Consider the following 14498-nt stretch of genomic DNA (forward strand, 5'->3'; position numbering starts at 1 on the left):
CGCCTACTGGAACAAGGCAGCCGACCGGCTGATGCGGGATCCCGGCATCAGCACGCCGGTCAGCTTCATCGTTCATTCGCGCAGGGAGGTGAATACCTATCTGAGGGAGGGACAGTATTTCTTCTCGGACATCCGCAAGGAAGGCATCGTTCTCTACGAGCTCGACGACGAGCCGCTCGCTGAACCGAAGCCGCTGAAGCCTGCCGATCGTCTGCGGGTGGCTAAGGACAATTTTGACCAGCGGTTCGTTGCAGCTACCCGTTTTCTGGAGATGTCGCGGATCGCGTCCGAGAGGGGCTACTCCGAGAATGCTGCTTTCGAACTCCACCAAGCGCTTGAACAAGCCTATTCCTGCGTTCTCCTGACCCTCACCAATTACGGTCCGCCGTCGCACAACATCAAGTTCCTCCGCTCACTCGCGGAGGATCAGGACCAGCGTCTGGCGGACGCCTTCCCGCGCGATCAGCATCGGGAGCGTGCCTGGTTCAACACCATCAATGAAGCCTATGTGAAGGCGCGCTACTCGAAGCATTTCGAGATCGGCGAAGAAGCCCTTGCGTGGCTTCTGGAGCGGACGGCAATCCTGCTCGATCTGGTCAATGCGGTGTGTTCCGAACACCTCGCAAAGTTGGAGCGTGAGGTCAGATAATCGGCCGCTGTGGATTTCCTGAAGGCCGTCCACCTGCTCCTTGGTCAATATTGAGACGATCCTGTGCGCGCTCGCGCGAGCATCACTTTTGCTGCTTTCGTCGACGACTCGGTGATTTCTGGATCGTGAGCAGAAAGCTCGATAATGCAACCTTATCAGTCGTTTTATGTCGAAGACGGGCGGTGCGGTTTTGCGCCAAAACTCCGGGCAAAAGCGCTCAGCGCCGAATCAGGCCAGCCAGGGATCAACGACAATGACGCCGGTTCCTTCGAAATCCTTCACGTTGCGTGTAACGACTGTCAGGTTACGAACCAGGGCCGTGGCGGCGATCAGCGCATCGGCTTCATTGCGTCGGTCGGGAACGTGCAAATGCGCGCAACGGGTGGCGACGGCGTCGTCGATCGGCAAGATACGCCCGGCAAATTCGGGCCGGACACGATCGTCCAGCCATGACCGCAAGCGTGCACCTTGTCTCGCGTCCCGACGCTGCACGCCAAGCATGCCCCGTTCCAGCTCGAGAATGGTAATCGCCGAGATGTAGAACCGGATTGCATCCTCCGCATCGATCCAGGTCACGACGTTCGGATCAGCCCTGCCGTCTCCGATCTTGCGAAGCTCGGAGACCACATTGGTATCCAGGAGGAAAGTCAAGACAGGTCGACTTCGCGAGGTTTGATGGTGATTCGTGCGGGCGCGAACTCGATGTCGGACAGACCCGGCATCGAAAGAGCAGAGGTAAGGCTGCGACGCGTTCCGGAAAGCCGCTCAAACTCCTCATAGGTCATCAGGACATGCGAGGTCTGCCGCGATCCGTGATGATCACAGGTCCGCTCTGTGCCGCCTTCTTGGCGCTGCTGACATCATGGTTGAGCTCGCGGCTCGAAAGTGTCGTAACGATCATCGCGCACTCCAATGTAGGTACGTAACTACATATAGCACATTTGCCGGGCCTGACAAGTTTCGGGCGGAAGAGATTGTTGATACTCGCGTTTGCCGTCGCCGGAGTAGAGGCGCCCACATGTTCACTCAGTAACGAGTCTCGTTTGCTTGCTGATTGACATGCCCTCGTTCCACGCCGACGGCGTCATCCGCGTCATCAGCGGCGCCCCCAACCGCCGGAATGTACCGGCAACGGGGCGGCGAAATGTCCGCATGTTTCAGGCTTTTGAAGCGGGGCGAGAGGAAATCTCGTCATGCCAGCATCTGCAGCCCATGCTTCTGAACGAGCGACAGGAGCTTGAGCGCCGACCCGCTCGGCCGTTTGGCCCCGGTTTCCCATTTCTGAACCGTCGACGGGCTCGTGTTGAGATAATGGGCAAAGACCGGCTGGCTGACATGGTTGTTCTCGCGCAACGCCTTGATTTCGCCGGGCGTCAGCGCTTGCGGGATCACAAGGCAGTCTTCATCGAAGGTCCGCATCGTTTCCTTGTCGATGGTTCCAGCTGCAAACATGCCCTCGACCGCACTATGGATCGCCTCGAAGGCGTCGCTCTTGAACTTCCGTTTAGTCGCCATGGTCTATCTCCAACAGTGCGCCGGTCTCGATTTCCGCTTCGAGGTCGGCTTTCGTCTTGCGACGGTAGAGGTCTGCGAGTCTCCGAAATGCCAGAAGCTCGTCGTCTTCGATGTTCGCCCGATCCTTCTTGGCGAAGAGATAGGCGAACACGTGAGAACTCGCCGGCCTTTGCCAGAACGATTGAACGATGCATGTTGTCGTTGAGCCGCTTCTTGAACACGCCACCGCCGAGATCGTCGGCCTGACCGAGGGTAACCTGATGGATTGCCTTCGCCAGGACTTTGTCGGAGATCCGTGCCTTCTTTGCCGCCGTGGCGAACCACGCTGTCTTGAACACTCGTTCTGTCATTGGGCTATATAGCACCAAGTGCTATATCCATCAAGATTTGAAGGGAACGCTATGCTGCCTCCCATACCTGATTCAGAATCCGGGCAGCAAGGGCGGCCTTGTCCTGAGGCAGGAAGCGGCCGTAGTGCTGCTGCACCACGTCCGGCGTGTCCTGGATCGCGTAGCTTGCCTGCTCGTAAGACCCGGTCTGTTTGAGGATATGGGTCGCCAGAATATCCCGAAGGTTGTGCGGGCCGTGCGGCAGCAGGCCCTTGATGGCGCCGCGACCGGTATAGGGATTGTAGATCCCATACCGCTGGATCACAGTCCGCCAAGCCTCGTAGAATTTGGCGGAGTCGTATGCCGCGTCCAGGCTGGTCGTCTTCACAGTCTTGACGAAAAGCGTGCCGGGATCCTTTGCCGGGCCGAGCAACACACCGCGGTGGCGATCAATATAAGCCTCGAGGTGTTTGTAGAGATCGAGCAGGTCCGGCAGGATCAACCGGAAGGGCTTTTGCCCGAAGAAGGACGAACCAGAGTTCTTGAAGGCAACCGACGGGATGAGCACCTCCCATCCTCCGTCGCGATCGCTCCAGCGCAGCTCGCCGCATTTCATGTCTTCCAATCTGCGTTCGGACGTCGGGAAATCGCCACGAGGGCAGACGCGAAGCTGGCGAAGGTTCTTCTGCCGAAGCCCCAGATGCAGGCCGAGCCGAAGCAGCAGGAAGGATCGCACAGCCTCCGCGGCCGCCCGGGGGTAGCGATCTTCGTCCGGCATGCGCTTCACGATCTCGTCGGTGATCTTGCGATACTCGGCCAATGGGCTATCCGCCTCCAGAACGCACAAGATCGGCTCGAAGGGATCACGATGCACACGCATCACCCGCTGGTTCTCCTTGGAGCGGTTCGCGGCGTGCCGATGAAACGCATCACAGGCGCCATGCCAGTCATTGAAGGCAAACTCGATCTCCTCCGACGCGATCAAACCTTCGATCGGCCGGACATTGTTCAAGAGTTAGGGATGCTGGCGAATCCAGCCAACTTCAGAACGCGTCAGGGCTTGCGCCACCATCAACATGTCCTCTTCCCATTTGGTGTAGAAGCCACGGCGCTGCTCTCGCCATTCCAAATATCCGAACCTATTTTATGCCGAAGCGGGCAAAGCAGAAGTTCTGACCGAGAGCCAGAAACCTATTTGGTGAATCTATTTGGTCAATCACGAAAGCCGTGGGCCATTCGTTGCGCTCACGAAAGTCAGGAGTTTTGCGTCTCAGCGTCCCTTATGTCTTCGCGATCATGCAAGATGCGGTCGATCAGACCCCATTCCAACGCCTCTTCCGCCGTCATGAAGCGATCCCGGTCCATGCCCCGCTCAAATTCCTCATAGGACCGTTTGCAGTGCTCGGCGTAGAGCCGCGTCATGCGCTGCTTGGTCTTCAGGATTTCCTCGGCGTGGATCAGCATATCTGATGCCTGCCCCTGAAAGCCGCCGGAGGGTTGGTGAATGAGGATGCTGGCATTGGGTAGGGCGACCCTCGCGCCAGGCTCGCCCGCCATCAACAGGAACGATCCCATCGAGCGAGCTGTTCCCATGCAGAGCGTATGTACCGGCGCGCGGATGAAGCGCATGGTGTCGTACATGGCAAGCCCGCTGGTCACGACGCCACCAGGTGAATTGATGTAGAGGTTGATCGGCTTCTTCGGGTTCTCCGCCTCAAGGAACAGCAGTTGTGCGCAGACCAGCGCCGAAACCGTATCGTTCACCTCGCCATTGAGGAAGATAATCCGCTCGCGCAGAAGCCTGGAATAGATATCGAACGATCTTTCTCCCCTACTAGACTGTTCTATGACCATAGGGACGAGCTGCATCGCTTCGCGCATAGCGAACTCCTGTCTTCCGGAATTGAGGGGGGAGGCTTGCCGCGTTAGGCGGCGAGCATGGATATTGGACTGTTGGTGTTGGCTGCGGCGATGGTCGTCCGGACTAGCTTTGCATCTGTCAGCTCTTGAACGATCCGGAGGCGGGTTCCGCCTGTCGCGTTCGGAGAGATCGTGAACGTCACCGTGCTTTCGAGGAATGGCGGGGTCTCGTCGCGCAACGTATAGCGGACTTCTTGACAGGGGACGATGGTGGTTGCTCCGGTATCGGCCAGAGCTTCTTTCGGAAGCCAGTTTTCCCGAAACTCCGGAATGCTGACCGCGCGCCAGACCTTTTGCGGCGGTTCGTCCAGATCGAACTCGAGATCGAGGCTGCTATTCTGTTCCTTGGTCTTCCCGTCGTTCATTGATCCATATCCTTCAGTAAGACCTTGAGGGCTTCGATGCGGGCGGGCCAATAGGCGCGGTATTTCGCGAGCCATTGAGCGATATGGGCAAGTCCGTCCGGATCGACCTCATAGTTCACGAAACGGCCCTCTCGTTGCTCCCGCACCAGTTTTGCCGCTCGCAGCACGGCGAGATGTTGCGACATGGCCGGCTGGCTGATCTCCATGCCTTCCCGCAGGGCGCTGGCGTTCATGCTCCCCGCCGCCAGCTTCTCGAAAATCGCGCGGCGGGTCGGGTCGGCCAACGCTCGGAAAAAGTCATTCTCTATCATGCAAACACATAAGCACACACTTATGTGATTCGCAAGCCTATTTCGAGGGAGCTTCCGTTGTCGCAAAAATCCCAATTAGAGTTAGGCTCTTGCGACAGGTTAGCGCAACGGTTTTTCGTTTCCGTCGGTTCACGCCGCCAGCCGCCGAAAATCAATTCGGCTGTTGAGATCGAGATCGAAACGGCCATAAGGATTGACATGACTGTAGATCAGCGGCGTGAGGCCGCGATAATCCTCAGGTGTCATCCGACCAGCCCATTTCGGTTCGCTGGCTTCGTCACGTCATTTCCTTGGATTGATCTTGTTCTCGACGGCGGTCGTCACCTCATCGATCTCGCTCACAACAAAGCTGAAACAAATGATCAAGGTGTCTACCCAAAGTGCGTGCATGCTCCCGACGTCGCCATGGTCGGGGCATCGTCATTTCCAGGATCTGCCCGTGCTGGGGCGGCTGTGACCTTGCCGCTTGTAGGGCCCCTACTGCAACCGGAACGATTGACTCCCAAGGCGAATCATGGATATACGATATCCACGATATAGGAAGCGACTAGGAAGCTCGGCGATGGTGTGGAACAGGCCATTCACAGCGTGACCATGTTGAGCTGGCTTCAGCCGGGCAGCATGGTGTCGGCGGCGGCGCTCGCGGAATTCCATGGTGTTTCGACGAGTTACTTGCTGAAGCATCTGCAGGCGATGTCCGGCGCCAGGCTGCTCGCAGCCATGCCGGTGCCGAAAGGCGGCTACAGGGGCGCCCGCGCGCCTGAAGAGATCACATTGCTCGACATCGTGCTCGCGGTTGAGGGCCCGGAGCCAGCCTTCCGTTGCAACGAGATCCGGCTGCGCGGCCCCAATTCCCTACGCCTGCAAACCTGGCGCACCCTGCACGATCAATGTCGAAATGCTCAGGGCCGAGCAGGCCTATCGCGCAGAGCGCAGGCGCGTAACTGTCGCCAACATCATGGCCGGCTTGAGATCCATCGACCGTGACGGGGCGATCGCGGCGCGGACGAAAAGCTCTCTCGCCCTTCACAAACGAAAATCGGGCATCGGCGCCTGATATGCAACCAGCCAAACCATCGGAGAAGATGATGCAACCACGTTTCGATTTTGCCAAAGCCGCGCCAGACGCCTACAGAGCCGTTGCCTCACTCGAGGGTTATGTCAAAGGCTCGGGAATTGAGCCTAGCCTGATTCATCTGATCAAGCTGCCGCCTCGCAGATCAACGGCTGCGCCTATTGTGTCGACATGCATACCAAGGAAGCCCGCCGCAGCGGTTTCAGCGGGCAATGGATCAATCTAGTCTGCGTCTGGTGCGAATCGCCTCATTTCGATGAGCGCGAACGTGCTGTACTTGGCTGGACCGAGGTGCTCACCAACGTCGCAGAGACGCCAGCGCCGGACGATGTCTACGAGTCGCTGAAGGCGTATTTGACTGATGAAGAAATGACCAAGATTACCGTCGCAATCGGTACAATCAACGTTTGGAACCGGCTTTGCGTCGGCTTCCGCACTTTACCTCCGATCGAGGAGCCAGCCTAGACTGCGTGACAGCGGCTTTCGATACGCTAACCGCGGATGAGTGCGTGCTTATGAGCGAGGAACGCCAGGGATTTCAAGGCCCCGTCGGACCGGATCTTTAGAGGATCATCATGACAAATCAGCAATTGGATATTATTCGGGCACTGGGAGTCTCGGTGACGTTCGATCCGGGTTTAGAAATCGAGCGACGGATCGCGTTCCTCAGTGACTATTTGAAGGCAGCCGGCGGCCGCGCTTATGTTCTGGGCATTAGCGGCGGGGTGGATTCACTGACTGCCGGACTTCTTGCGCAAGCGGCAGCTAGTAGACTGCGTGAAACTGGCTACGACGCTCAATTCTTGGCGATGCGACTGCCATATGGCCGACAGGCGGACGAAAGCGATGCACAGAACGCTTTGGCAACGATCTGTCCCGATCGCACCGTAACCGTCAACATCAAATCTGCCGCCGACGCGATCATGGATGAACTGCGCGGCCGAGCAGGCGGCTTCTCGGAGACTGCCCGGGAGGATTTCCATCATGGAAACATCAAAGCGCGCCAGCGCATGATCGCACAGTACGCCCTAGCATCGTCTGTCGGGGGCCTCGTGGTTGGCACCGACCACGCCGCTGAGGCCCTGATGGGTTTCTTCACGAAATTTGGCGACGGCGCGGCCGATGTTCTCCCCCTGTCCGGCCTGAATAAACGTCGAATCAGAACGATAGCCTTGCTGTTGGGGGCGCCGCAGACCTTGGTGTTCAAAACGCCCACCGCCGATCTCGAAACAAATGCCCCTTTGCGGCCCGACGAAGATGCATATGGTCTGAGCTACGAGGAGATCGATGATTTTCTAGAAGGCAAAGTCATTGGAAGATCGGCGCATGCTCGCATTCTGGAGTTCTACCGGACAACTGCACACAAGCGGGCTCCGCCGGTTGCGCCCGAAAACTTTAGTCCCTCGTCACGAGGATCGTGCCGAACTTAGAGCCTCGAACAATCTTTGCGGGAAGTGGCGCTCGCAGGGTCGAGAGCCGTCGTATTCCATGAGCCTCTGGGTTCTCCGGTAGATGTTCTCGTAGTGTGCTCGAGCGGCAGATGATAGGCGGATGGGAGACAAGTACATGCGCGACTGTGCCTGCCGTCGGCAAACCCGATCGGATCAAGCGGGGCGGAGCTGGGGCCTGAACGACGGCGTCAGTGCGGAAACGACAAACAGTGACAATGATGCGGCCCCTGCGCTGAAATCGCATCCAGCCGCTCGATCCGATCGCCCTTGCCGGGTTCACGCGCGTTCGCCGCAATCAGCATCCTGCCTTGACTTAGAATTTGCCGCGCTTTTGTCACAGTCGTCCCTCCTGTTTCGCTTCGCGCCTCAGCGTTTGTGGTGTCTTCCCATAGAGCCGCAGGAAAGCCCTGCGCATCCGCTCGACATCCGCGAATCCAACCTTGTCAGCGATGTGGTCCATCGGCACGTCGCTCGTTTCCACGAACAGCCGCGCGGTGTCGCCACGCAGGCGTTCTACGGCCTTTGTCGGCGTAAGGCCCGTTTCCGCGTGAAAGGCGCGCGAGAACTGGCGGGGGCTCAGCGAGGCGACCTCGGCTAAATCTCCGAGTGAAAGGCTATGATGGAGGTGTAGGCGGGCGAATTCGTAGGCGCGTTTCAGCCGTTCTGACGACGGCGCGATGTCGACGGGTTCCGCAAACTGCGCCTGGCCCCCCGGTCGGCGTCGATGGACGACCATGTTCTGCGCCGTTCGCGTCGCAGCGATTAACCCCAAGTCTTCCTCCACCATCGCCAGCGAAAGGTCGATCCCGGCGTTCGTGCCGGTTGAAGTCCAGATCGGGCCGTCCTTCACAAACAGCGGATTGGGGTTGACCCGGACTTTCGGGTAACTGGCCTGCAGAGCCGAGACATGTCGCCAGTGCGTTGTGACGCTCCTCCCGTCGAGGCAACCTGCTTCAGCCAAGACAAACGCGCCGGTGCAGACGCTAGCGATCCGACGCGCTCGGCCCGCGAGGCGGCGGACAGCGTCAGCAATGAAGCGTCGGTCGGGATCGCGCCTACACGGCTCGCCACCTACGACGAAGAGCGTGTCGAACAGATGATCCTCGATTTTCACCGTCCCCACCTCGACGCCCGCTGAGCAGGAAACCGGCCCGCCTCCGCGCGATAGGACATGCGTCCTGTAGTTAGGCCCAGCAACGTGGTTTGCCGTGTTGAAGACCGCAAGCGGACCGCTGAGGTCGAGCAATTGGAACTGCGGAAAGACGAGGAATGCGATGTCCAGATTCATTTTGGCGGATTCCGCTATTTCAGCCGCATCATTCAAAATGCCGCCACGGTGTCAATTGGCAACGCCGAATTGTCCGAAATAGTGGGATCTTTGTCCCGTTGAAGCGCCACACCGAGAAGTGTCGCCTGTATTGGTGTTTCCGACACAAACAGACAGCAGGAGCCACCATGGGCGTGCGGCCATTCGAAATAGCTATTCTCGACAGGCAAGTGGAGGACCTAAGGCGGCGTCTTGAAGCGGCTCGTTTTCCCGGATCCATTGATGACTATGATTGGCAAGATGGAACGGATGCCTCCTACCTACGAGACATCGTTGAAGATTGGCGGACTCGATACAATTGGAGGAGTAGGGAGCGGGAATTCAACCGACTCCGACATTACGTCGCTCGCATCCAGGGAATCGACATACACTTCATTAGGGCCGCGCCCCCGCGGCAAAAGGCCATCCCCCTCCTTTTGCTTCACGGGTGGCCATCGAGTTTTGTCCAGATGCTTGACGTCATTCCACTACTTGTCGAGGAGCGGAATGACGGCACTCCCTCATTCGATGTCATAGCAGCTTCGTTGCCGGGATATCCGTTCTCGTCCTTTCCCAAGATGTCGGGAATTGGTTTCGCCCGGATCGCTGATTTGATGACGGAACTGATGGCGACCGTATTGGGATACGAACGTTTTGCAGTTCGAGGCTCGGACCACGGCGGTCTCGTGATGCAACAGATGGGTTTGAAGTATCCGGGGAATTTGATTGGTCTCCATCGCTCGGGTATCACGCCGTTCGCCAGCCCGGTGCCGTCGGACTTGGACGACGCCGAAAAGCAATATCAGGCGGAGGTCGCCCGGTGGGCGATCACCGAGACGGCTTATGCGCGATTGCAGGCGCAGCGGCCAGAGACCCTTGTGCCAGCGCTGTGCGATTCTCCTGTCGGGCTGGCAAGCTGGATACTGGAGAAGTTCCAGCGCTGGGGCGATTGCGGCGGGGACGACCCGGATGCGCAATTCGACCGCGACCGCCTTCTTGACAATCTCTCCCTCCATTGGTTCACCGGTTCGGGTGCCGCCTCCACTAGGCTCTATCGGGAAGCCGCGAAGGACCAGGGCGTTCAAGGTAGGGTCGAAGTTCCGACCGCAATTTTGATGCCGTTGAGGGACGGTGCCACGGTTCCAGCACCTATTTCCTGGTGCCAGCGTTCGTATAACGTGCAACGGTTCACCATCATGCCGCGCGGCGGCCATTTTCCCGAATGGGAGGTGCCAAACGTTGTCGCTGACGACATGCGGGAGTTCTTTGCTTCACTTCGATGAGCCGCTCGCTCCAGGGCACCCTAAGACCTGGTGACCATCGCAAGCTGACGCAGCGCCCGCAAGCAGTCGAAGGCGAGACAGCCGCTTGCGCTCGGCAAGATAGCAACTCGTAGACATACTCGACATAACAATGGAAGCTCCAAAGATGACTGATGCCATCAATCTCGCCGAAAAGTTAGCAACCTTCGATCAGCACTGGTCCCCGCGCACAATAGCCCTGTTCAATGGTCATGATGTTATGGTCGTCAAAGTGCAGGGGGAATTCACATGGCATTCCCATCCCGACACGGATGACTTCTTCTTTGTTTTAGAAGGGGAACTCGTCATTGAACTTCGGGATCGGACAATCAATTTGAAAGCCGGCGAAATGTTCATTGTCCCAAAGGGCGTCGAACATCGGCCTGTGGCACAATATGAAGCTCATCTGCTGCTGATCGAACCGACCGGCACGCCGAATACAGGCGATCGCGAAACGGCGGCGGAGCGTCAAATCATCGCGACGCATAGACAAGGCAACTCCGCTTGATGGTTTCGCGTGGGCCGCGACCATTTTTTCTTGCCCGGACATTAAGCGGCGCAGGCTATTGCCAGTATCGTAGCAACGGGTTTCCTGTAAGCTCATCCTGAACTATTTGGGAGTTTAGAATATGATTCACGTGCAATGTCGGTGTGGTGCCATTGAAATTGACGTTACTGAAGAGCCGATCGCGCAAATCTTTTGCCATTGCGATGATTGCCAGACCGTCCATGGTGCAGCATATGCACCGGAATCGATTTATCGAGCAGAAGCCGTGAGAATTACGCGGGGTGACCCGAAACAATGGACGCTGAAGTCAAACCCGCGTTTCTTCTGCTCGGACTGCGGCACAAAGCTATTCATCGATGTAGCGCCCTTGAAATTGCGTGGCCTGAACGGTTACTTGCTGCCCAAGGAACTGTTCAACCCGACCTATCACATGCAGTGCCAATTTGCAGTTCGGCCGGTGATGGACGATCTCCTCCATTATAGGTCTTTGGCTCCACAATGGTCTGGTCCGGATGAAACCGTAGACTGGTAGGGGGCGCAAATCATCGCAAGAAACTCCGGCGATTTTTCTGTTCCGTTGCCACTCAGATTCCGATGTTCATCGTCCGTTCGGCCTTACCGTGTCTGGGGAGCGGATCTTGTTCCGGCCCCGCGCAGCCCTAGTCGACCGCGTCCTTGGGGGAGAGCCGCCGCTTTTGGCAATTAACCCGCGAAAGACGGCGAGCGAACGCTGTGAGCAGAGTGGATTTGTCACTGGTGCGCGGGACGTTTGGGATGTTTCGTAACACCACCGCCCAAGAGGCACGCATTATCCGCGAACGCGGCGGCGAGGCGATCTACCTCCACCACGATGTGGCCGAAGTCCATGGCTGGGAGCGGGTCATCGAAACGGCTCTCCAACGGTTCGGTAGACTTGACGTCCTCATCGACAATGCTGGGGTAGGCTGGGGTGTCCGCCTTATCGGTGCCGTTCTGCTCGAAGCAAACGACGAATGGCAGCCTCAGCATCGATACATGCAGGTCGAAGGCATGGCCGAACTCAACCCGCAAACCATTGAGGAGGAGAAGCCACTTCAAATTACACCGAAAGCCGCCTGATCATGACGGCCCGGTCCCACACCCCAAGTTACACCAACTTGACGGAAGCTATCCCCACCAATCATTGTTAACGAGAAGTCCTCAATGATGCGGCATGTGCGCCTGTCGGGAGAGCACGTACGATGACGTCCTATTGAAGAAGAGGCGAGCGGCAACCGCGAGACGTGAGCAAGGCCGTCATTTTCTAGGCTGATTAAGAGGGGGCGCGCTCGCCGCTTTTCGCATGATGGAGCGGTTCATAGGTCTCCATTTGCGCCTTCCTTGACCTTCGTTCGATGACCCCAACACCTGCTTGGCGGGCAGGGGGCGTGCCACCAGGTAAGCCTGGACCTCGTCGAAACCTTCCGCCCTGATGAGGTCGAATTGGGCCTGCGTGTCCACGCCTTCGACGGTTGTTGTTATTCCCAACGCTCGTCCAATGGCGGCAACCGCTCGGATGATGGCCAGAGACTCCTTGCCCGTCGGCAAGTCGCTAACAAAGCTGCGATCAATCTCGATCTTGTCGTAGGGAAAGGTTCGCAAGTACCGGAGCGAGGAGTAGCCTGTCCCGAGATCGTCCATCGCGATTTTTACCGCCAGCTGCCGAATCTGCCGAGGAACCAGCAGGTTCCCCTCACTTTTGTTAAGCAACACCGACTCGGTGATTTCAAGCTGCAACCGCGAAGGATTCAGCCCGGTCTCTCCCAAAATGTCGGCGACGGTGGCGGCGAGCTGTCGGTCTCGAAATTGAAGCGGAGAAAGGTTCACGGCCACGCTGACATGCGGCGGCCACTTGGCTGCCTCCGTACATGCCTGACGAAGAATCGATTCCCCGAGCGGGCCAATCAGACCGGTTTCTTCTGCTATCGGCATGAGCTCGGCGGGGGACACCGGCCCCTTTGCCGGATCCGTCCATCGCACAAGCGCCTCACAAGTGGAGGCCTCTAAGGCCTTCTACTCTGTGCCGCATCGCCTGATCGGCCGGCAGGTCGAGGTTCGCTTGACCTGCCGGATCGTCGAAGTCTTCCACGATCACAAGCGTGTCGCCAGCCACCGCCGCACCTCGCAGCGCGCCGGGCACGTCACCGTCAGCGAGCACATGCCGAAGACGCATCAGCACTACGCCAACACCACGCCGGCGAGCCTGATCAAGCAGGCTGCGAAGGTCGGCGGCAATACGGCGATTCTGGTCGAGCGGCTGATGCGCGACAGGCCGCATCCGCAGCAGGGATACCGCGCTGCGCAGGGCGTTCTGTCACTCTCGCGTCGCTACGGCCCCGAGCGTCTCGAGGCGGCATGCAAACGGGCGCTGACGATCAATGCGCTCAGCTATTCCTCCGTCAGCACCATCCTCAAATCTGGCCTCGATCAGGCTCCGCCTGCCGCCGAGCCGGTTAAGCCCGCTCCTCCACACAACAACATCCGCGGCAGCTCCTATTACCAGTGAAGAAAGGAAGCCTCTCAATGCTCACTCATCCAACCCTCGACCAGATGCTCGCTCTCGGCCTGTCCGGGATGGCGACAGCTTATCGCGAACTGGCCGACCAGCCGCCGAGCGACGATCTCAGCCGCGATGAATGGCTCGGCTTGATGCTCGACCGGGAGATCGCCGTTCGTGCCGACAAGCGCCTGACCAATCGGCTGGTAACCGCCAAACTGCGCTTCCCCGACGCCTGCATCGAGAACATCGACTTCGCCGCAAAGCGTGGCCTCGACCGCCGGCAAATCCTCTCGCTCGCGCAAGGAGCCTGGCTCAAAGCCCATGAACATCTGATCCTCACCGGACAAACGGGAACAGGCAAAACCTGGCTCGCCTGCGCCATCGGACGACAGGCCGCGCGGCTCGACTATTCCGTTCTCTATGTCCGCATGCCCAGGCTCTTCGAGGATCTGGCGCTCGCCCGTCTCGACGGCCGCTTCCCACGACTGGTCGACAAGCTCGCCCGCGTCCAACTGCTGATCCTCGACGATTGGGGCACGCATGCCCTCACCGATCAGCAGAGGCGCGATCTCCTGGAACTCTTCGAAGAGCGCTATCGCAGGAAATCGACCCTCATCACCGCGCAACTGCCGGTCGCCCAATGGCATGAGATGATCGGCGACCCGACGATCGCCGACGCTATTCTCGATCGCATCGTTCACAACGCCCATCGAATTACCCTCCAAGGCGACAGCATGCGAAAACCGAAATCACGGCCGCTCTTGACCCAAACGCAAAACAACGAAATCAATAGCCGCTGACATCAACCAGGCGGTCGAAAGTCGATCCCGTGACACTGTCCGGGAATTAATGAAACGACCGTCCGCGATTTACCGGAATCGGTGTCCCGTTAATCCGAAATCCGCAGATAATCTCGATCGCCGAGATGGACAGGCGCATGGACGAGGGGCTCGACACCTTCGCGCTGGATATACCGCCGAACTTCCAGCGCGATCTGCTGGCCGGTCGCTCACCGGTCATACAACTCAACGTCGATGCGACCCGCATGACCCAGGCCTTCACGGGAAGCGGTTATGTCCAGAACATCGTCAGCGGCGAGGTCACCGAGTTCCTGCAACGCTATCGGGCCGAAAGCGATCTCCCGATTGACCGTGAGCGCAACGAATGGCCCACGGCTTTCGTGATTGACTAAATAGGTTTCTGGCTCTCGGTCAGAACTTCTGCTTTGCCCGCTTCGGCATAAAATAGGA

The 14498-nt window shown here is 58.4% G+C and carries 12 protein-coding genes and 11 pseudogenes; 12 read left to right on the forward strand and 11 right to left on the reverse strand.

The window, feature by feature from the left end; translation table 11 throughout:
* A partial coding sequence (locus EUU22_RS22275) for a HEPN domain-containing protein (RefSeq protein ID WP_129334170.1) occupies positions 1 to 649 on the forward strand: 649 nt, incomplete at its 5' end.
* Positions 650 to 877: 228 nt separating this feature from the next.
* Here EUU22_RS22275 and EUU22_RS22280 read toward each other — a convergent pair.
* The 8 genes and pseudogenes from EUU22_RS22280 to EUU22_RS22315 form a co-directional block, all read right to left on the reverse strand.
* The gene (locus tag EUU22_RS22280; protein ID WP_129334171.1) at positions 878 to 1300 is read right to left on the reverse strand and encodes a type II toxin-antitoxin system VapC family toxin; all 423 of its coding nucleotides are present in this window, start codon (positions 1298 to 1300) and stop codon (positions 878 to 880) included.
* Positions 1297 to 1550 (reverse strand): annotated as a pseudogene (locus tag EUU22_RS22285) (type II toxin-antitoxin system prevent-host-death family antitoxin). Before EUU22_RS22285 ends, EUU22_RS22280 begins: the two are co-directional and overlap by 4 nt.
* 290 nt (positions 1551 to 1840) lie before the next feature.
* Positions 1841 to 2164, reverse strand: coding sequence for a helix-turn-helix domain-containing protein (locus tag EUU22_RS22290; RefSeq protein WP_129334172.1), 324 nt, complete (start codon positions 2162 to 2164; stop codon positions 1841 to 1843).
* Positions 2154 to 2514: pseudogene (locus EUU22_RS22295) on the reverse strand (type II toxin-antitoxin system RelE/ParE family toxin). Before EUU22_RS22295 ends, EUU22_RS22290 begins: the two are co-directional and overlap by 11 nt.
* Before the next feature lie 49 nt (positions 2515 to 2563).
* Positions 2564 to 3625 (reverse strand): annotated as a pseudogene (locus EUU22_RS22300) (hypothetical protein); the annotation flags it as partial.
* A gap of 122 nt (positions 3626 to 3747) precedes the next feature.
* A complete protein-coding gene (locus EUU22_RS22305; protein WP_129334173.1) occupies positions 3748 to 4374 on the reverse strand; it encodes an ATP-dependent Clp protease proteolytic subunit in 627 nt (208 codons plus the stop codon).
* A gap of 44 nt (positions 4375 to 4418) precedes the next feature.
* Positions 4419 to 4778, reverse strand: a complete 360-nt coding sequence (locus EUU22_RS22310; protein ID WP_129334174.1) for an SRPBCC family protein — start codon at positions 4776 to 4778, stop codon at positions 4419 to 4421.
* On the reverse strand, positions 4775 to 5089 hold the full coding sequence (locus tag EUU22_RS22315) for an ArsR/SmtB family transcription factor (RefSeq protein ID WP_129334175.1): 315 nt from the start codon (positions 5087 to 5089) through the stop codon (positions 4775 to 4777). Before EUU22_RS22315 ends, EUU22_RS22310 begins: the two co-directional genes overlap by 4 nt.
* Positions 5090 to 5683: 594 nt before the next feature.
* Between EUU22_RS22315 and EUU22_RS22320 the strand changes: the two are divergent.
* The 3 genes and pseudogenes from EUU22_RS22320 (at position 5684) to nadE (ending at position 7594) form a co-directional block, all read left to right on the forward strand.
* Positions 5684 to 6146: pseudogene (locus tag EUU22_RS22320) on the forward strand (Rrf2 family transcriptional regulator).
* A 31-nt stretch (positions 6147 to 6177) separates the two neighbouring features.
* A pseudogene (locus tag EUU22_RS22325) lies at positions 6178 to 6629 on the forward strand (carboxymuconolactone decarboxylase family protein).
* Positions 6630 to 6739: 110 nt separating this feature from the next.
* Positions 6740 to 7594 (forward strand): NAD(+) synthase, encoded by an 855-nt coding sequence (nadE, locus tag EUU22_RS22330; RefSeq protein WP_129334176.1) that lies wholly within the window; start codon positions 6740 to 6742, stop codon positions 7592 to 7594.
* Between the two features lie 124 nt (positions 7595 to 7718).
* On the opposite strand, the pseudogene EUU22_RS25910 reads toward nadE, so the two are convergent.
* Both EUU22_RS25910 and EUU22_RS22340 read right to left on the reverse strand, forming a co-directional pair.
* Positions 7719 to 7878: pseudogene (locus tag EUU22_RS25910) on the reverse strand (IS66 family transposase); the annotation flags it as partial.
* A 71-nt stretch (positions 7879 to 7949) separates the two neighbouring features.
* Complete coding sequence (locus EUU22_RS22340) at positions 7950 to 8903, reverse strand: GlxA family transcriptional regulator (RefSeq protein WP_129334178.1); 954 nt, start codon at positions 8901 to 8903, stop codon at positions 7950 to 7952.
* A gap of 167 nt (positions 8904 to 9070) precedes the next feature.
* Here EUU22_RS22340 and EUU22_RS22345 point away from each other — a divergent pair, with 167 nt between their 5' ends.
* The 5 genes and pseudogenes from EUU22_RS22345 to EUU22_RS25920 form a co-directional block, all read left to right on the forward strand.
* Complete coding sequence (locus tag EUU22_RS22345; RefSeq protein WP_165351270.1) at positions 9071 to 10204, forward strand: epoxide hydrolase family protein; 1134 nt, start codon at positions 9071 to 9073, stop codon at positions 10202 to 10204.
* 145 nt (positions 10205 to 10349) lie between these two features.
* Complete coding sequence (locus EUU22_RS22350; RefSeq protein ID WP_129334180.1) at positions 10350 to 10730, forward strand: cupin domain-containing protein; 381 nt, start codon at positions 10350 to 10352, stop codon at positions 10728 to 10730.
* Positions 10731 to 10851: 121 nt separating this feature from the next.
* On the forward strand, positions 10852 to 11262 hold the full coding sequence (locus EUU22_RS22355; protein ID WP_129334181.1) for a GFA family protein: 411 nt from the start codon (positions 10852 to 10854) through the stop codon (positions 11260 to 11262).
* A gap of 242 nt (positions 11263 to 11504) precedes the next feature.
* Positions 11505 to 11669, forward strand: a pseudogene (locus EUU22_RS25915) (SDR family NAD(P)-dependent oxidoreductase); the annotation flags it as partial.
* 15 nt (positions 11670 to 11684) lie between these two features.
* Positions 11685 to 11828 (forward strand): annotated as a pseudogene (locus tag EUU22_RS25920) (IS256 family transposase); the annotation flags it as partial.
* Positions 11829 to 12005: 177 nt separating this feature from the next.
* Here the strand turns inward: EUU22_RS25920 and EUU22_RS22365 are convergent.
* Positions 12006 to 12746: pseudogene (locus EUU22_RS22365) on the reverse strand (EAL domain-containing protein); the annotation flags it as partial.
* Here EUU22_RS22365 and EUU22_RS22370 point away from each other — a divergent pair.
* From EUU22_RS22370 to EUU22_RS22380, 3 genes and pseudogenes are all read left to right on the forward strand, one after another.
* Positions 12742 to 13254, forward strand: a pseudogene (locus EUU22_RS22370) (Mu transposase domain-containing protein); the annotation flags it as partial. The pseudogenes EUU22_RS22365 and EUU22_RS22370 overlap by 5 nt on opposite strands.
* Before the next feature lie 17 nt (positions 13255 to 13271).
* Complete coding sequence (istB, locus tag EUU22_RS22375; protein ID WP_129334183.1) at positions 13272 to 14048, forward strand: IS21-like element helper ATPase IstB; 777 nt, start codon at positions 13272 to 13274, stop codon at positions 14046 to 14048.
* An 86-nt stretch (positions 14049 to 14134) separates the two neighbouring features.
* Positions 14135 to 14398 (forward strand): annotated as a pseudogene (locus EUU22_RS22380) (hypothetical protein); the annotation flags it as partial.
* Positions 14399 to 14498 lie beyond the last annotated feature (100 nt).

This window comes from Ciceribacter ferrooxidans (assembly GCF_004137355.1).
In the GTDB taxonomy this organism is placed as follows: Bacteria; Pseudomonadota; Alphaproteobacteria; order Rhizobiales; family Rhizobiaceae; genus Allorhizobium; species Allorhizobium ferrooxidans.